Raw genomic sequence first — 18,557 nt, forward strand, 5'->3', positions numbered from 1 at the left:
AGAAATAAAACATAAACAGTCCTAAATATACCTTTTGATATAATATTGTCATGACTGTGTAAAATATTCCCGCCAACGTTAGATCTTTATTCCATATTAATTAACTGTTTTTTATTAATGTGCGCTAATTTAATAATATATTTTCGTTGAATTAACATCTCATTGTCAGAATGTTTTTAAGCTAATTGTCACCCTTGGTTTTGATTGTTTATTGATGGCAACTAGTATTTCTTTGCCTGTCATTGGCGACTTACGTAATTAAGTTTTCACTTTAATATGTAATTAGGAAGTTCTAATGAAGAATAATAGATTATCAATAACATTTGCAACACTTGTAATATCATTATGCTCATTTACAGCACACGCAGTGGGCCTATCCCCGGGAACCGTACTTAACAAAACACACAAAGCTAAGACGCATAACATTGTTAAAAACTTCATCGAGACTCGAAAGGGTTATGGCTACGTCACCTTTAGTGGCGGAAAAGTGATCGGTAATACTGAAAACAAATTTTCAGTGACCGTTGGCCCTCACAATACACAGTTAGGGTCAGTGCTAGGCGCTGTGGATCTAAATTTTAACCCTGAAGAAATTCACTGTGTTAGAGGGCTCCACCTCTCTTTAAGTGTAGGTTCTGATGTTCCGTTTTCGTTAAGTCCTACATGTGGAGCGCTGCTACGTGCTGATGTGAAACGAACCCTCAGTCATACCGTTGCTGAAGCTGAAGTGCCTATTCCCGAAGTTCCCATCGACCCTGCCGGCGTTTTTCGACTCGGTGTTAAAGTTGGTGCTGCACTGAAGGTTGGGGCCGATTTTGCAGCGGGTTTAGAAGTGGGCGGTTATGACAAACCGAATACACCGATTTATGTTGCAGGCAAACGACAGCCTGATTTTATTTATGCCAGTGTTCGTCCTTTTATTTCCGGTGATGCGACCGCAAAAGGTTACGCCAGTATTAACCTTATATTTAAAACCATTGAGAAAGGCGTAAAAGGTTCACTTACTTTAATTAGTGCCGGCACTAAAGCCATTGCTGAAGCAGGCATTGCCTATAAGCCTGATAATGGTTGCGGAGAATGCGGTAGCGGTAAGGATTACCAGTATTACACTAAGTTGAAATGGAATGCGAATGCACAAGGTGGTAATGGTAGCATTGGATTGTATTGTGACGTGAAAGCGTTTGGTTTTGCGAGAATATTCTATGCGAAAACCGATCTTATTAGTTGGTCTCCGATTTATGAATTTGACCATACCGTTTATGAAAAATCAGTGTACTTCTAAATAATACCAGCCCAAACAACGCCAGGTTAATGAACATTGACATGCTTATGTTGTTTGGGCTTCGGCATCTATATGTCAACTTGGAGAGATGTGTAAATAATGAAAAAGACGATTGGACTTTTAATGCTGCCGTTGTCCGCGGTGTTGCTTTTAGAGTTTTATGTTTTTGATAGTCACGATGCCGTACGCGGGACACCTTTACCGAAAAAAGTGATTGTTGTGTCTGCTGACAATCAAGATGAAGAGAAAGGAGAGGTATTGTCTCCATCCAGTCAGAGAGATTTTTCTGTCACAGAGGAAGGTAAACAGACTCTTGCTTATCAGGCGGTGATCGTGTCCACGCTGACTAGCGATAGCAAAGCGCTTGCGCACTTTACGAACTCGTTGAAATTTGTTCTTCATCACGATAAAACCCGCGTTCAAAGGGAAGAAGCGCCGCGAAAAGGGGCTGTTTATGATGCGAGTTTTGAATCTGAAAACCCAGAAACAGCGATGCCTGCGGTGATGGGATTTACTTATAGATACCGAGACGGGGCGTTTCATGACGTGTCATTGCTCGGATTGCAACCAGAGCATCCACTCAACATTGTCCCAGTGCTATTGCAGCAACTTTCTTACTACCCAGAAACTCACACGATAGCTTTTCCGGACGGCGAACGTACGTATGACTATGCCACAAAAGGCAGCAAGGTCTCGCGTACGTTAATCAGTGATCAGTCAGCATCTGCAAGTTACGATACCTTGTCTCAAAGTGACAGTTGGTTACTCACTATTGATGAATCGGGTTTCCCCATGCAATTGGAGAACCGTGTGTCGAAAACGTTAATGATGGAAAATCAGCCACTCAAGCTTGATCAGAGCATTACGGTAACGCCTATTGCCGCTGAAAATGATGTTTTGTTGTTGGCGAACTTTAGCGTGAATGCAAACACAGGTTATGCCGTCTTTTTCAACCGTCAAGAGAGCGAGGTTGTTGTTCAAACGCCGGAAGCATTTATGTCAACGCTGGTGGTGTTTGATCGTAATCCAAACTTGGACACCGCTGAAATATTGGGCGTGTATGCCGCAGAGCAAGGGCTAGGCTTCGTACGTGAATTGATGTTTTCGGAAAACGTGACCGACAGTATGCGCTCAAACATCATTTTTTCGTTGGAACGATCTGGGTTAGCGGAAGGTGAGTTTATTCTATCCGCATTGATTGAAGACGAAAGCATCGAAGAAACAGACCGTATTCGCGCAATGATGTCGATGGTAAAGATGGGTGATGTGAATAGCACCGTCGCCCTGACAGCACTCGAGTCGATGCTAACGGATGATAACCAGGTATTGGCACAAACGGCGATGTTGAATATTGGTATTCTCGGTAAGCAGAATGAACGCTTAACTCCCCAAGTGACGGCTTTTTTGTCGGAGGCGTTAGTGTCGAAAAAAGACGGGTATCTCTCGTTGTTGGCCGCCAACAATCTAGGAAGCAATGCCTTAGATGCGGAAGTCGCTCCGTATCTCACCAGTTCTTTTTCAGACGAACGTCAACTGGCCGCTAAGCTCTTGAGCAAGAATCCTGATATGCGTTCGCAGCTGATGACCCAAATGCTTAATGACTCTCACCCAAGCGTGGTGCGTACGATTGCTACTGGGCTTGATAATCAAGAGGCGTCTGTTGCCTTAACGGAAAGCTATCAGGCGAAACTGCGTCATCGCATTGAAGATGCGGATGTCTTAGCACCGACGCGCGATCTCTTGTTCGAATTTCTTGTCGGCCATACCGACGAATCAGCCATGAATATGTCGCTAGCTCGTCGTGTCATAGAAATGGAAGGGGTCAGTGAATCGACGCTGGAATTGGCGAATCAATACCTTGCTGGAAAGCCTTAATTCATCAGGAGGTGCGCAATTCTGCACCTCGTTCATGCTCTCAATGTATTCGACGTATTGAATGATTAGAGTGTTTGCCCTTCAGTTGTTTGGTTGAGGGGCATTCGGATACTGCATTTCCCGTATCTTATCCGCGGCTGAATACATCCAAGAACCACTTAGAAAACTCCCGAGCTGGCGGTTTGAGTGGCACATCTTTTCGAGACACCAAGTAATAGCTCGAAGCGGAAGGCAGTGATTTGTCCGAAAGTGCCACCAAATCCCCACGTGCGATAGCGCGTTGGCTAAGCACACTTCGCGCTAAAATCACGCCCTGACCTCCCACGGCAGTATTCTCTGCAAATTGATATTCATTGAAGCGCAATTGCCGACAGCTATCGCTGACGTTACCTTCATACTCACCAAGCCATTGTTGCCAACCTGGTGTTACGTTCACCAATTGCGGACTGAGATCGACAATCATGGATGAGGCTTCGATCAAAGCGGCGAGATCCCTCGTGCCTACTTGCTCCATGAGTGCTGGGCTTGCACAAGGGAATACGGTTTCATCGGCTATCTTGTCGAATCTCAGGCCTTCTTGCGTTGGGTTGTAGGTGTAGCGAACAGCAAGATCAAGGGAATGTGTTCGGAAGTCCGCACGCGTGTTATCTGTTTCGATATTCACGTTGAAAGTGGGATAGGCAGCGTAAAAATCGGGTAAGTGTTCGATTAATCGCAAGTATGCAAACGAGGAAAGGGCGCTAATCGTAATGTCACTGCTGGCTGCACTCGAGCGCAATTGATGGGTGACAGAGAGCAATTGGTCGAAGGCACTTGTACTTGAATCCGCGAGCTGTCGTCCAACATCCGTTAAGGCGAGCTTTCCCTGATGGCGATAAAACAATGGCGCTCTAAACCAAGCTTCAAGCTGCTTAATGCGCTGGCTAACGGCGGATGGCGTGATGCTAAGCATTTGTGCTGCCGCGGCAACTGTGCCTGTTTTGATCACCGCATCGAAAGAAACGAGGGCGTTCATCGGTGGAATGTCTTGATACATGTTTGCTCGTTTATCCTTCCCTAGATACGTTCACTCTATCGTTAAACCACTGCTTTTACACGCCGTTAAGCCCAGCTTAATACTGCTTAGTTTTGATAAATATCGTAACAATCTAATGCTCGTTAGGGTGACTGCATGTACTTAACGGGTGAGGGAATACGTCATGATGAACAAATCAATGACTGAGACAGGGGTGATGAAAGGGGCGACGAACGGAGCGAGGAAAGGAACGAAGAAAGGGGCAAAGTGGGGAAAAGCTGAAATGGTGTTCGCCATGTTGTTATCTGGCACCCTCGGGGTTTTCGTCAGTGAATCGGGGCAATCCGCGTTGAATGTCGTGTTTTATCGATGTCTTTTTGGCGTGTTGTTTCTTGGCACTTATGCAGGGCTTCGTGGGTATTTGCGGTTTGAATCATTGAGCAGAAAAGATTGGTTTCTAACGCTCGCCGGAGGGATAGCGTTGGTCGCTAACTGGTGTCTGCTCTTTGCCTCTTTCAGTTACGCACCTATGGGCGTTTCCACCGTGGCTTACCATGTTCAGCCGATATTCGTCATGGTACTCGCCGTGGTCTTTTTGCGCGAAACGTTCGCCATCCAAAATTGGCTGTGGATTGCGTTGGCGTTTGCTGGTGTGGTCATGATAGTCGGGCTAGACGTGAGCCAAGCCAATGAGGGTTTTATGTTTGGTGTGCTGTTGTCGATTTCCGCAGCGTGCTTATATGCAATAACAACCTTAATTACTCGCCAACTTAAACATATTAAGCCGCACTTGATTGCGACTATACAACTGAGTATTGGCGCGTTGATCTTGTTTGTTATCGCGCCGCTCGATGATGTCCCCGTCGCGGGAGAACATTGGTACTGGTTACTCGCGCTAGGGCTTTTACATACCTGCATCATGTACATCTTTATGTATAGCGCCTTTCAAAAGCTCGAAACCTCCATGTTGGCGGTATTGGCGTATATCTACCCCGTTGTCGCTGTGTTGGTTGATTACTGGGTGTATGGCAATGCGATTACGGGCTGGATGGCGATGGGTATCTTAGCGATTTTATTTGCGGGTTTTGCTATGAACCATGGGCTCACATTGCAACAAATCGGTGGGGCTTTGGTTGGTAAGAAAAAACAAACTTGCTAACAAGGCGTGATGCAAGAAGAGTGAGTTTGCGATACCGCAAACTCACGTGTCGTCTTATTTAGCTGCAATCAAATACTTCAACGCACCACGAATGGCAGCGACTTGTGCGTCGTTACATTCTTCATCAGTGACTTTCGGGCTGTCTGGATACACTTCGGTGGTGGTGCCGAATTTGCACGCGGTGAAACCGTTACACAGGCCAAGCGACGCCAATGGATAGTTAATCACGCCATCTTGCTGAACTGGAGACCCAATGATGTTGCCGTCTGCATCAGCAGGGGCAATGTGCGTTACCGTGCGCACTTCATCGATAATGGCTTTCTGGAAATCGGAATTTGGGTTTTCCGTGTCGCCCACGGTGTAAAAGCCATCAGGCACGATATCTTCTTCGTAGTCTTTACCATCACGGGCTGCGAGAGCAGGGCGGAATTCAGATTCGTCCGTGTCAGTGGTTTCGTGAAGATCGATATGGGCGAAAACTTCAACACCTAAACCTTTCACGAAGGCCATCACATTGGCGGCTTCTTCTGATGGGCTGTTGTCTACAAATGAACGGTTAGGATCGACAGCAATCGGGTTCCATCGGTTGATGGTTTCGTAACCCCAAGGGCTGACACACGGCGCGACGATAAAGTTGAAGTGCTCAACAAATGCGTCGGCTTCACTGTCTAAAAACTTCAATGCGCCATGAACACCACTGGTCTCGTAACCATGCACGCCACCTGTGATCAATATGGTGGGTTTGCTTGCATCAAAGTTGCGGCTTTGAATGCCAAATTGCGGGTAACGCGCTGGGTCGATGGACAACGCACCGTATTGCGTTACATCAAAGCGGTCGCGAAGTGCGTCGATTTTGCTGAGAACATCGTCTTTATAGCTGCGTTTGATGCTGGTTGTTGCTAGCCACTGTGCTTTTTCTTCGTTGCCCCAAGGTTGACCTGGTGTGCCAATTGGGAAGCTGTTTGATGTGCTCATGAAATGTCCTTCATATGTTGCTGTTATGCCAGCGAGGTTACCACCCGTGTTGAGGGTAGCAACCAGAATTCAATGTGGGCTTGCTCAAGTGGTGAGACTTTACTCAGCTTCTTCTATCAAAAAGGCTTCAAGTCGGTCAGATAGCCAGGCTGTTAACGCGCCGCGACGGGCATCGCTGGCGGTGATTTCGCCATAAGGCTGCCACTGCATTGCACTGGCATGGCGAAGCACTTGAACGGTGCCGCTTCGCAGGTATTTGCGCAGTAGCATTGAGGGCACGTTTGACCAGCCAGAACCGTCCAATACCGCATCACGCAAATGCTCATAAAAGGGCAGTGCAATGTAATGGGGTGAAATGGGGTCAAGGGCTTTCAAACCTTCATCATCGACGTAGGCCAGCGTTACCTCGGTGTGTAATTCCAAATCGGCACGAGACACGCGTTTAAGGGCGGCGAGAGGGTGATCTTTATGCACTACCGACATCATTCGCACTTGGCCGAGCTTCTTGGAAGATATGCGACCAAAGGCGCGGGTTTCGGGCAACAAGCCGAACGCAACATCGACCATGTTCTCATCCACCATTTCATAAAGCTCAGGCGGCGGAGCGACATACAAGGACACGCTCGAATCCGGGAAGCGCTGACGAATTTCGCGCATCGTCGCGCGCCAGAATGCTTCAGGCAGGGCGTCGTCGCGGCCGATACGTAAGGCAGATTCGATGCCGTTTTCGAATTGTCGGCATTTGGCTTCAATGTCGAAGGACGCTTGCAGCAATCGCTCGCAGTCATCGTGGATCATCCTTCCCGCATCGGTCAGCATGACGCTGTTTCCTGAGCGAGAAAGTAACTCAACCCCAAGATTATCTTCCAGAGCGCCAATGGCAGCACTAACAGTGGTTCGACTTTTTTCGAGCGCTCTCGCAGCACCTGCAATGGACCCTGTTTCGACGGCACTCAAAAACATGGCTATCTGACTGCTTCTCATAAGAATTCCCCATTTTCACTCCCTGTGAGCGCTAAATGATTCTAGCTCTAAATGTTTTAGATGGAAGCATTAGCGACAAAAAAGTTGTCGCTCAGCAACTCTGTGAATTAAAAAGTTGGCGTTATGGTGTCATTCAAGCGCTCGAAGATAGCGCTACAGTCAAAAAATTTGTCACCTTGTGGGGATTTATGTCGAATGAATATGCGAAAGAACGTAACTTACTGAAATTTTCTACCTTTGCTTGTTTTTGCTTTGCAGCACTTGGAATCGGCCTCGGTATTTGGGCTGGATCTATGGTTATCGTCTTCGACGGTGCTTACTCGCTAGTCAGTTTATTACTTTCTTTGATGGCGTTAGCAGCAACCATTTACATCAGCAAACCAGCATCGAAAAACAAAACGTCAGGTAAAGCGGTCTCTGCGCAAAAAGCGGCGGTAATCGAATCACTGGTTGTATTAATTAAAGGCCTCGCTGTCGCGATTGTGTGTGTGGTGTCTTTCGCTTCTGCATTGGATGCTCTGTTTACTGGCGGGCGAGATGTGAATGCAGGGTTTGCACTCGTGTTTGGTGTGGTAAACGTTGCGGGTTGTTTGGCCACGTACCTTGCTATTAAGAAACACTCAAGCAAGGGGGCTTCAACCATTCTTAAAGCGGAATCTAGCCAATGGTTGATGGACACTGTTATCAGTGCCGCGGTTCTGGTTGGCTTCTTGGTGGCTTGGGGCTTGATGATGACAGGCTACGGTGAATACGCCGTGTATGCAGACCCAATGATGGTGATTTTGGCCTCGGTTTACTTTGCTACTGTGCCTGTGAAAATGATTAAAGATTCAGTGAAACGTTTGATGGCGTTAGCTCAGCAGCGCGAAAGCGCACACCGTCACGGTGTATTGGCTTGACTCACTGATATCCTTACTTCGCATTAAAAGCAAAAACGTGCGAAGTAAGCGATGCAAAACAACGAAAACGGCAGCGAAAGCGGCCGTTTTTTCGTTTGAGTAAGGTGACGAACAAACCCAAACGCGAGGTGGTCTTAAATCTCTTTTATTGATGGTGTTTCATCGCCAGCGATGATGATATGTTTCAAGACGACAACGTGACAGGATACGAGGAAAAACATGGACAGTTTGAAGCTTAAAATCCCCCCTTTGGTGTTGGTGGTGATCACCTTAGTGGTCATGAAAGCCATTTCGGTGGGGTTACCCACAAACGCAACACTCGCGAATCTGCCTTTGCTTTTTCCGATATTATTGGTGGGGTTTGGAGGTGCTGTGATGGTGGCTGGGGTGTATGAGTTTCGCCGCAAGCAAACAACGGTAAACCCAATGTTGAAAACAGCGTCTTCCGCGTTGGTCTCTGATGGTGTGTACCGCTTTACGCGCAACCCTATGTACCTCGGGATGCTTTGCATCTTAGTGGCCGCGGCACTGCTTTGGAACAGCGCGTATGCGCTTCTTGGTTGCGTCTCCTTTGTGCTTTACATGAACGCTTTTCAAATTTCACCAGAAGAAGATTACCTCACTGAGCTGTTCCCCGACAGTTACCCCGAATACAAAACGCGAGTTCGCCGCTGGTTGTAACACCTATTTGTGTTAGGCATCGTCAGTTTCACCTTGAAGGATTGTGGGTGTATGGACGATGTTGATGAGCGTTGCAAAAGTGTGTCGAAAACGAGCTAGTCATCTAGTCATTCATCGCGAATTTTGCCATTTTGGTGCCTAAAATATCGACTGAACTCACTTCGTTTACAAAGCAAACCTGACAGCGTTTCAAAGAAGTAGAATTGGAATCATAAGAAATGTCTATTTTCGCATGCAGTTCTGTATGCATTGTTAATAATTTGTGCCTATAATTAATACCGCTGGAGCGACGAGTAACACCTGTGAGGTAAGGAACGCGTCTTAGTCGGGTAGTAGAGACAAAGTCAACGCCTCCACCCACTGAATAAGAAGGGAAAGATGATGCGGGTACCTTTTTTTATTAAAATTTTAGTTCCAATTTTGCTGCTGATGGGCTTTATGGCAAGCCCTGTACTCTCTGCATTTTGACGATGAACATGTAACAAATTTAACGTAATGAAAAAGAAAACAGCCACTCTCAAGTGGCTGTTTTTTTTGTGTGTTTGTAATTCGCTTAATATCCGTATTACTGGTGTTAATTACGCTCTTCTCATTAGGCTTCTCGGGTTTCCAATGCATTGGGCTTACCCAGTGGCCAAAACGCGACAGCCAGTTTGAATGCCGCAGGCACAAAGTAGAATGAGAGCAAGGTGGTTAACAAGGTACCGCCTGCAATCGCAATCGCGAACGGTGGCCAAAATCCACCGCCAGCCAGAATCAATGGCAAGAAACCGCCAATGGTTGTGATCGTGGTTGATGTAATATGCCGTCCACAGCTACTGACCGCCTCAACAATGGCTTTGCGGTCACCTTGCAATGCCTCTGGGCTTGATTTTAACTCAGCCAGAATGACGATAGAGGCATTGATTGCCAGCCCCACCAAACCCAGCAAACCTATGATCACGGTAAACCCGAATGGATAGCCGAAGAGCCATACCGAGAGCAAACCTAAACCTGCTGCTTGCATCCCTACCATGAAGATAATGCCACTCAAGCGGAACGAGTTGAAAGAGACAACCACGACAGCGACGAGCAGGGTGATCACTATCGTTAAATTTGCCAAAAGCTGATTCACAGAATCATTTCGCTCGGCGGATTCGCCCCCGAACTCCATGCGATAGCCTGGAGGCAATTGAAGGTTGGCGGCTTCGAGTTTTTCGGTGAAATGGTTCAATGCAGTTTGTGGCAGCACGCCTGCGGTAATGTAACCTTCAATCACATTCACACGCTCACCGTTACGACGCGGAATGGCGCCACGGCTTGGCTTTACGTCTAAATCGGCAATGGCAGAAATGGGTAAATCAACTTGCCCATCATTGCCAGCAATTGGCAAGCGTAAACGGTTGAGCTGATCCAAGCTGGTTCGCGCTTCGTCGTTAACGCGCACACGCACTGGGATGGATTCTGTTTCTTCAATCAAGCTGCCTTGCACGCTACCAGACATAGAAGCGCTCAATAACGTAGCGATTTCACGGAGTGTCAGCCCGGTTAACTGGCTGGCTTCTTCGTTCACATTGACCGAGACTTTCGGCAGACCCGGTTGCAAGGTTTCTCGGGTGTTAATGACATCCGGTGTTTCTGCCATCAATAGGCGAATGTCTTCACCAATCGCGCGGAGCATGTCGAGATTCGGCCCGAACACACGTACTTCCAACGGGGCGTTGAACGGAGGGCCTTGTTCAAGTTTTCTCACCAATATTTGTGCATGAGGAAAGGCTTCAGACAGTTCCTTTTGCAGTTGGGGAATCCTTACATTGGCGGCTGCAACGTCTCTGGTTTTTACCATCGCTTGTGCAAAGTTTGGCGCACCTTGTTGACGAGCTTGCTGATTGTAATAAAAGGACGGAAAGTTACCGCCGACTACCCAACCTACACGTTCAATGTCGTCGTTCTGCAAGATGATGGCTTCGATCTCTCGTGTGGTGTTGAGTGACGCGTTAATGCTGGCTTGTGGAGCAAGAAACACCTGAATTTCAAACATGTCTCTGTCTGATGGTGGGAAGAATTGTTCTGTTAACTGACCTGCCGCCCAAAAGCCCGAAAAAGGCACGGCAAACACCAGTGGAATAGTGAGTAACGGATAGCGAATGGCACCATAAACCGTGGTTCGGAAGGCCTTGCTTAATGCGGGCAAACTGATACCAGCATGATACCAACGCGTGCTCGATTCTCCAGAGGGTAACCAGCGCGCGGCAAATCCCGAAACCAATAACATGGACACCATGTAAGAGCCGATCAAAGAAAAACTCACGGTAATAGCAATGGCGCCAACAAATTCCCCTGAAGGCCCTGGCATCAAAAAGATAGGGGCGAATGCAAGGATGGTTGTGAGTGTTGAACCGAGCAGTGGTAGCCACAAATGACGGATTGAACGCATGGCGGCATCGATGCGTTTCACCCCTTGTTGCCGGTAATGCTGAATGGTGTCGACCATCACAATGGCGTTATCCACCATGATACCGAGTGATACGATCAAACCCGTTACGGACATTTGGTGAATCGGTAGGCCGGTAAAACTCATCATGCCGAGGGTGAAGGCGGCGGCAATTGGCAATGATAAGGCAACAAGCACGGCAGAGCGCATACCTAGCGTGACGAACAACACGGCCAATACCAAGCCGAAGCCCATGGCAAGGCTATCCATCAGATCGGACAATCGTGTGTCTGTGTAGCGGTTTTGTGTGAAAATCGGTGTTAAGACGATGTTGTCGGGCAGTTCAGCACGAAAAGCGTCAAGCATCCTGTCTGCGGAGGCCGTCCAGCGATCAACACGAATATCGCTCTGCATACGCGCCGACACGAGCACAGACGGTTTACCATCGATTAAGGCTATCTGATCAGGTGGTGAAGCCGCCGTGCGAGTCACGGTCGCAATGTCTTCCAATCGTACCAAAAATCCGCTGTTATCAATGGCGACAGGCACTTGTTTGATACGATCAACGGAGTCGAGTGCGCCAGCCACTTCTAACTGAAAACGATTATCTTTGCTGTACAATTCGCCTGCTGAATTTTTCGCATCTGCGCCTGATATTGCGGTGGAGAGGGAAAGCGCGGATTTTCCTAAAGCACTGGATGCTGCCACGTCTAACGTCACCAGAATCTCTTCGTCTGGCACACCGTGTGTATCAACAAATTCTGTGCTGCCAAGATTTCGCCAGCGTTTCGCTAATTCTTTGGCATAGCGACCGAGAATGAGTGGATCGACTTGAGAGTCACCTTGCCATTGAAGGGCGGTGATATACGTAAATGCGTTGGAGTGGTCGTTATCAAACTTGGGGTCAAAGGCACCGTCTGGCAGCAGAGGTGCGGCATCACCAAGTTTATCTCTGACTTTTGACCACACGGTTTCTGTGTCGGTGAGTTCGTCGTTGAGCTCTATTGTGACGACAGAAATATTGGGTTTAGACGTGGACTCAATCTGTTTGATTTCATCCAATGTACGCAATGAAATCTCTATCTGTTCGCTGACAAGCGCTTCCACACGCTCAGCACTCGCACCGGGGTAGGCGGTGGTAATGGTTGCCCAGCGGTTGATCAACGCCGGATCCTCTGCGCGAGGAAGGGTAGAAAGCGCAGAGAAACCAGACACTAGCAGTAACACGATGAACAAAACCAACAGGCGCGTATTTGAGAGCAATTTTTCCATGTGCTGTTACTCCGCTGCCAGTTTCACGCGTTGCCCTGACACAATGCGATGAATACCGTCAGAGACGACTTTTTCACCGTCTTTCACGGCACCGGACACATACGCTTTATCACTGTCAGCGTGAAGAACTTGCACTGAACGGCGTGCGATTTGATAAACGCCGTTATCGTTTTCTACTGCTGCGTAAACATTCCATGTGCCACGAAGTCCATCTGTCAGCCCCGTTAACGGTACCCAAAACCCTTCGCCGGGGTTCTGGGTTTCAAATTGAAGATAAGCGAGCTGGCCACTTAATACGTCAGTGTCTTCAGGCAGCAGATAACGCAGCATGACAGTGCGTGAGCGCATGTCGATCGCAGCACCAGGGTTGAGCAGAGTGACATCGTAAAGCGATTCGCCAATGCGAACTTGCGGTTGTTCGCGTTGACTGAGTTCGAACAATTGCTTAACAGGCACACCGATGTGCGCTTCTTTTTGTGTGTCTGCAAGTAACGTGAGAGTCGGTGCGCCGACATTTACTACGTCGCCATGAGAGACAAAACGTTCGCTGATCAGGCCGCTATAAGGCGCGTAGATGGTCGATTTTTCTTTGCGAAGTTTGGTTGAGGAGAGTGACGCTTTAAGTTGACGCACGTTTGCGCGCAATGCATCGCGTTGGCTGATCAATGAGTCTATGTCGGAATCGGCACTGAATCCTTTTTTCTTGAGCTGCCGTTGGCGCTGAAGATTTGTTTGTGTGAGATCCAATTGCGCATCGAGTTGTTCTAATTGTGCTGTGAGCTGCTGTGCTTCCGTGTCGAGCAGTTGTGTATCTAGACTGAGTAATGCAGCGCCTTTTTTTACGCGATCACCGACATTAACGAGAAGTTCATTTACCTTGCCGCCCAGTTCAAAACCCAGATTAGCAGTTTGTCCGGCTTGAACCGTACCCACATATTCACGATCAACCGCGTAGGTCGGTGCCATACTCACCGTCATGACATTGACCGTTGGTGCGGCATCAGGCAAAGCTTCACTCTTGTTCTCTGCTTGTGAGTTACAGGCAGACAAGAACAAGGTCGACAGTAGCATGATGAACTGAGGGTGACGTCTTTCCATGGCGAAATTCTCATTGTCCGATTAATATTTGGACTAGACTGTCCAGTCCAATATGTATAAAAAGTAGTGTAATCAAACTAGACTGTCCAGTTTGATTCGTACTATATTTGTTACAAGGTTTTCGTGGAGATAGCGCATGAGCGTGCAGGGTACTGATCGAAAAGAGCAAAAGCGTCAGCAAATATTAAGAGCGGCTTCTGAACTTTTCTGCCAACAAGGGTATGGCATATCAATGGATGCAATTGCTCAACATGCAAATGTGTCTAAGCAGACTGTTTATGCGCATTTCAGCAATAAAGATCAACTCTTTGAAACCTGCATCATCGAGAAGTGTAAAAACTCGGGATTGGACTGGGACTTGGAACAAGATGATCGTCCACCGCACGTGGTGTTACGTGAATACGGTTGGCTGTTTCAATCCATGTTGCTGGGACGAGAAGCCCGAAGTACGTTTCAAAACACGGTACGACAATCAGATTCGCATCCTGAGCTTGCCAAGATTTTTCTCGAACAAGGCCCGAAGCGAAACGTGTCTCAACTTGGCCGTTACTTGCAAAAGTTGGTTACGCAAGGGGACATGCCGTTTTGCGACGATGTTGAATCCGCCGCAATGCAAATGTTGCTGATGCTGCATGGCCGTCCAGTGTACTGGGGTTTCTTTGGGTTTGATGCGAATGAAGATGAAGTAACACGTCGCACTTATATTGATCGCAGCATTGACGTGTTTCTGAGAGGTTATGGTTACACTGAAGCAAAATTTAACGGCGCTTGATTTCGCGCCGTTCCAATCCTTTTCTTGATAATACCTTGAAGACCATTAATGATTGAGCACCACTAATTGCTGACCACGAGAGATTTGTATTCATCGAACGCAAATTGGTCTGTCATGCCACTCACATAATCCTGCAGTAAACGACAGCGTAAATAGAATTCCCAAAGGGCTCTGTTTTCGATGCTGGTGTTTATCGCAATGCCGCTTTTGTTGTCCTTGTCGCTGTTACGTTCGTTTAATGCCACTTCATACGCGCTAACGTGTTTGCGCGACAGCTTGTTAAATAAGCGCTTCTCAACGGGGTAGCTTCTGCTTCCACCGCCATTAACGATATCGCTGAATGCGTCTTGAGAAAGCTCAAGCAAAGGACGGTATTCTGTGAGTAAGCCGCCAATGATCTTATACCCTTGAAGCTCTAATGTTTCGACTTCCGGATCGTTAAAAACATGCTTGAGGGCGACTTGTTTGAAGGTCTTGGCCAGTGCGTGAAATTGGCTGTTGTCTTCTATCAGCGCGCGGTTGAAATCACCGTGGTAAACCTGCTCTAGGTTGTCGATAAATTGCTTAGAGGCATGGGCAACCAAAGGGTGGACCATTTCGACACGCAGGCGAATAAAGAACTTGTGGGTTTTGCTTATCTCATCGTGAGATGCGTCTTGAAACACATCTTGAAGCAGCACATCGAACGTTTTGTCTTTTTTGATGGGACGGTTCGCAGGTTCGAGTTCCTCAAAGGTTTTTGATAAATACTTGGTGAGGGTTTCGAGTGAGAGAATGCGTTTCTCAACCGCGTCTTCAAGATCGGCCAGACAGTAAGATATGTCGTCGGCCGCTTCCATGATGTAGCTGAGCGGATGGCGACAATACGGTGCCATGTCCAACGCTGCCATCATGGCCTCAACATACGGTTTTTCTGTGACGTAATAACCGACTTTTTTGGTGAGGTAGTTTTTATCTTTCGGTACTTGCTCGGCCGATTCAGTTGCGGGGCGAGTGTATTTCAATACTGACGCGGCTTGGCTGTAGGTGAGGTTAAAACGGTGAAGCGATTGCACGAGGCGAATGGCTTGCGCATTGCCATCAAAATGACAGAGTTCATGGTGAATGGGGGCAAGTTCATCCTCGGTGCATATTTGAGCCAGCGCTTTCATGGGGGCAAGCGTCGTCAGGTTCTGGGTAAACCAGCGATTGATAGCATCTTCTCCGCTATGACCAAATGGCGGGTTGCCCATGTCATGCATCAAGCAAGATATTTCCACCAAGGATTCCACGGCGCGTTCAAGGCCATCTAAACCGTATGCGGATTTTTGCTGTTCAGTCAGGCGATCAAAGATGGTTTGAACAATGAAACGGCCCACTTGTTGTACTTCTAACGAATGCGTGAGGCGGCTTCGAACCGCGGAGTTTCGCTCAAGGGGGAACACCTGGGTTTTCTGCTGCAAGCGGCGAATTGGCGCAGAGTTGATGATTCGACCGCGATCGCTCTCCAACGCGCGCTGCAAATCTCGTCCATAGGGAAGAGGGCGCTCTAGGCTGATTTTCTTTTTGAAATCGATGATATGGGGATCTTGAGGGCGACGATCTGCCTGTGTCATGCATGCTTCCTTGAATGAAAACCGTGTTTTAACGTATACCCAAATAACCTGAAGATGCAGGATTCAGCGAGCTTTACTGACGTTATGATCAAGGCGTCAGTAAACTCGCCTGATGGCCTCTGAAATCAAGCATATTCAGGTTGTTTGAGTATATATTCATTACCTTAGCGCTGCGTTGAAAAATTGTACACTGGTTCGGCGTAGATATGCGGTTTTAGCGCGTTGTGGCGGCATGAATGAGAAAGGAAACGGGAACAAGCGAGGGGATAAAGTAAAGGCATGGAGTAACAGAAAAAAAAGAGCAAAGCGCAATGCGTTAGGCAATCATTGAATGATGCGCTTTGCTGTGGAGAAAACCCCACAATAAGGCGGTGATTAACGTTGAATGAAGGGGACGTCGACCCTTGATAGCGCTAGCCGATGATACCCATGGCGATAGCGACACTGCCTGCGGCACCGATGCCTGCACCAATCGTGAATATGGTGAGTCCTAATAGACTTTGTTGCTTTCGTTTTGAGTGAGTCATAGTGTCGTCCTCATTCTTGGCTGCGATGCCAATTCCTTGTCTCTATCAAATACAAAAAGCAAGTACAGTGCCAACTTGGTAAAACATTGAAAATATGTGAATTCAGTGTGCTGGTCGCTATCTCTTAACGAGATAGACCGTGTAACCTTGGTGAAAATTACCAAGAGTTGGTGAAAATATTATGCGCACTAGGGAGCAAAACATGTCTGTTGTATCGGGTGTTCACCATGTAGCGCTGATTGTGAGTAATTATGAGGCATCAAAACACTTCTATACCGAAGTGATGGGCTTTTCGGTGCTGGCGGAACATTACCGCGAAGAACGTGACTCATGGAAACTGGACGTCGCATTGCCGGATGGTAAGCAGCTAGAGGTATTTTCGTTCCCTAATAGCCCTGAACGACCGTCTTACCCAGAAGCGAGAGGCTTAAGGCACCTTGCTTTTGTGACCAAGGACATTGATGCATCCGTGCAATCACTAGAGAGGCATGGGGTGAGTGTTGAAGATATCCGAATTGATCCTTACACCGGCGCGCGGTTTACCTTTTTTAACGATCCTGATGGATTACCGCTTGAGCTTTATGAGCTTGCTCCCCTGTAAACACCTTAAAGGCGCTGGGCTTACACGCGTCTGAATACGGTGTTTGTTTTCAAACGACCGTTTAATTTCTGTCTGTCTCACTTTTGTTTCACTATGGTGTTATGCGTCTGAATTAATATAGTGATTCAAAGTTAAGATAGGTGTAAAAATGACTGACATTCGTCGTTGGAAACGTTTCATTTTAAATCCAAGAGTGAAAGGCCAGCTTTACTGGGCGCATAAGTACTTGCCGCGCGTAAGTATTGTGATCACTGATATTTCTGAGAAAGGGCTTGGTTTTATCTCTGAATGGAAACTGGAAGAGGGAACGTGTGAGCTTAAAATTACGTCACTCCCGACGCTGCAAGTGACGATAAAACACAAAGCGACCATCAAACGCGGTGGACGTACTTGGTATCGCTATGGCTTATCACTGCGCAGAAAACTGCATTCTATCCAAATGTGGCAACTGAAAGACGCGAAGAAAGCCGCCTAAACCAGGACAATGCTTCTTCGCTAACGCACGGCTTTTTTCGAAACCGCGAATTGTTAGAACCGCTGTGAGCAATAGAATGTCGGTTTCCGTTTTTGCTTTTCTTTCCGATATCCGGTCTATTCCCGAAATCAATTCTCCTACCGACAGTTCATCCCTGATGGCTCACCCTTGTTTACCGACAGAACCTACTGTTCACCGATAGAGCCTACCACCGACTCGAACACTCTCTGGCACCTTCGTAATTTCAGTGTTTCTCATGTAGATATCGCCGCCCACTTTTAAATCGGGAGGGAGTTGCGTCACCTTTGTATTGGTGAGAAACAAATTGCCTTTAACGTTGAGGCGTCTTGGCAATGCGCGGATGGGTGTATCCACCAAGCTAAGATCGCCTTTCACAGTTAAACCTGCGGGCAGTGCCGTGAGTTTTGACCCTGTGAGGTTGATGTATCCACCAACGTCGATCTTTGGCAGGGTGGTGAGTTTGGAGTGTGCGGCGTTCAAATGACCCGTGATGGTGAGCGTGTTGGGTAAACGAATGATCTCACTGCCCTCAATGTCTAGAAAACCCTTCACTATATAGTTTTCTGGTAACTCTGTGAGGGTCGTGTTTCCCAGTTTGAGATTGCCATAGGAATCAACATAACCGTGAAGCTTTAGGGTGTCGACAAAGGCGGGTTTGGTTTTGCTCATGGCGTTCGTCGACATGAAAATACTCAATAGAAGTAGAAAAAAGCCCCAAGTACGCAAATCAGAAACCACTTATATAATTAATTATTAGATTTATAATTTAGCAGAAAACGGCACGCTTTTTTATGTTAATTACCATTACAAACTCTGCGTGCTTTATCTGCACATTCTCATTGGGAGAATGTGCAGGTAAACGTTTGCGTGAAATTAACATCTATTAACAACTAAAAATATTCTATTCATCTAT

Annotated in this window: 15 protein-coding genes; 8 read left to right on the forward strand and 7 right to left on the reverse strand. The window is 47.3% G+C overall.

Translation table 11 applies throughout. The annotated features are described in order from the left end of the window. Positions 1-295 precede the first annotated feature (295 nt). Both BCT27_RS24880 and BCT27_RS24885 read left to right on the forward strand, forming a co-directional pair. Positions 296-1,282, forward strand: a complete 987-nt coding sequence (locus tag BCT27_RS24880; RefSeq protein WP_102319391.1) for a hypothetical protein — start codon at positions 296-298, stop codon at positions 1,280-1,282. Positions 1,283-1,381: 99 nt separating this feature from the next. Next, on the forward strand, positions 1,382-3,157 hold the full coding sequence (locus BCT27_RS24885; protein WP_102397109.1) for a hypothetical protein: 1,776 nt from the start codon (positions 1,382-1,384) through the stop codon (positions 3,155-3,157). 127 nt (positions 3,158-3,284) lie between these two features. On the opposite strand, the gene BCT27_RS24890 is transcribed toward BCT27_RS24885, so the two are convergent. Next, complete coding sequence (locus BCT27_RS24890) at positions 3,285-4,193, reverse strand: LysR substrate-binding domain-containing protein (protein WP_102397110.1); 909 nt, start codon at positions 4,191-4,193, stop codon at positions 3,285-3,287. Between the two features lie 163 nt (positions 4,194-4,356). Between BCT27_RS24890 and BCT27_RS24895 the strand changes: the two genes are divergently transcribed. Next, the gene (locus BCT27_RS24895) at positions 4,357-5,331 is read left to right on the forward strand and encodes a DMT family transporter (RefSeq protein ID WP_241908650.1); all 975 of its coding nucleotides are present in this window, start codon (positions 4,357-4,359) and stop codon (positions 5,329-5,331) included. A gap of 54 nt (positions 5,332-5,385) precedes the next feature. Here the strand turns inward: BCT27_RS24895 and BCT27_RS24900 are convergent, their stop codons facing one another. Continuing rightward, positions 5,386-6,306 (reverse strand): M14 family metallopeptidase, encoded by a 921-nt coding sequence (locus tag BCT27_RS24900; protein WP_102397111.1) that lies wholly within the window; start codon positions 6,304-6,306, stop codon positions 5,386-5,388. A gap of 99 nt (positions 6,307-6,405) precedes the next feature. Then, positions 6,406-7,290 (reverse strand): LysR family transcriptional regulator, encoded by an 885-nt coding sequence (locus tag BCT27_RS24905; RefSeq protein WP_102397112.1) that lies wholly within the window; start codon positions 7,288-7,290, stop codon positions 6,406-6,408. A gap of 188 nt (positions 7,291-7,478) precedes the next feature. On the opposite strand from BCT27_RS24905, the gene BCT27_RS24910 reads away from it, so the two are divergent. Then, positions 7,479-8,189: a cation efflux transmembrane domain-containing protein gene (locus tag BCT27_RS24910; protein WP_102309458.1), complete on the forward strand. Its 711-nt coding sequence runs from the start codon at positions 7,479-7,481 to the stop codon at positions 8,187-8,189. Positions 8,190-8,408: 219 nt separating this feature from the next. After that, entirely contained in the window at positions 8,409-8,870 is a 462-nt protein-coding gene (locus tag BCT27_RS24915; protein WP_074925623.1) for a methyltransferase family protein, read from the forward strand. A gap of 592 nt (positions 8,871-9,462) precedes the next feature. Here the strand turns inward: BCT27_RS24915 and BCT27_RS24920 are convergent. Continuing rightward, entirely contained in the window at positions 9,463-12,555 is a 3,093-nt protein-coding gene (locus BCT27_RS24920; RefSeq protein WP_102397113.1) for an efflux RND transporter permease subunit, read from the reverse strand. Between the two features lie 6 nt (positions 12,556-12,561). Next, complete coding sequence (locus BCT27_RS24925) at positions 12,562-13,653, reverse strand: efflux RND transporter periplasmic adaptor subunit (RefSeq protein ID WP_102397114.1); 1,092 nt, start codon at positions 13,651-13,653, stop codon at positions 12,562-12,564. A gap of 136 nt (positions 13,654-13,789) precedes the next feature. On the opposite strand from BCT27_RS24925, the gene BCT27_RS24930 reads away from it, so the two are divergent. Continuing rightward, positions 13,790-14,425 (forward strand): TetR/AcrR family transcriptional regulator, encoded by a 636-nt coding sequence (locus tag BCT27_RS24930; RefSeq protein ID WP_102319399.1) that lies wholly within the window; start codon positions 13,790-13,792, stop codon positions 14,423-14,425. Between the two features lie 62 nt (positions 14,426-14,487). On the opposite strand, the gene dgt is transcribed toward BCT27_RS24930, so the two are convergent. Then, complete coding sequence (gene dgt / locus BCT27_RS24935; protein WP_102397115.1) at positions 14,488-16,020, reverse strand: dGTPase; 1,533 nt, start codon at positions 16,018-16,020, stop codon at positions 14,488-14,490. A gap of 729 nt (positions 16,021-16,749) precedes the next feature. Between dgt and gloA2 the strand changes: the two genes are divergently transcribed. Then, positions 16,750-17,148: an SMU1112c/YaeR family gloxylase I-like metalloprotein gene (gene gloA2, locus BCT27_RS24940; RefSeq protein ID WP_102397116.1), complete on the forward strand. Its 399-nt coding sequence runs from the start codon at positions 16,750-16,752 to the stop codon at positions 17,146-17,148. 148 nt (positions 17,149-17,296) lie between these two features. After that, the gene (locus tag BCT27_RS24945) at positions 17,297-17,623 is read left to right on the forward strand and encodes a hypothetical protein (protein WP_102397117.1); all 327 of its coding nucleotides are present in this window, start codon (positions 17,297-17,299) and stop codon (positions 17,621-17,623) included. Positions 17,624-17,815: 192 nt separating this feature from the next. Here BCT27_RS24945 and BCT27_RS24950 read toward each other — a convergent pair whose 3' ends face one another. Next, positions 17,816-18,328, reverse strand: a complete 513-nt coding sequence (locus BCT27_RS24950) for a hypothetical protein (RefSeq protein WP_102397118.1) — start codon at positions 18,326-18,328, stop codon at positions 17,816-17,818. Positions 18,329-18,557 lie beyond the last annotated feature (229 nt).

The organism is Enterovibrio norvegicus, assembly GCF_002876705.1.
GTDB lineage: Bacteria > Pseudomonadota > Gammaproteobacteria > Enterobacterales > Vibrionaceae > Enterovibrio > Enterovibrio norvegicus_B.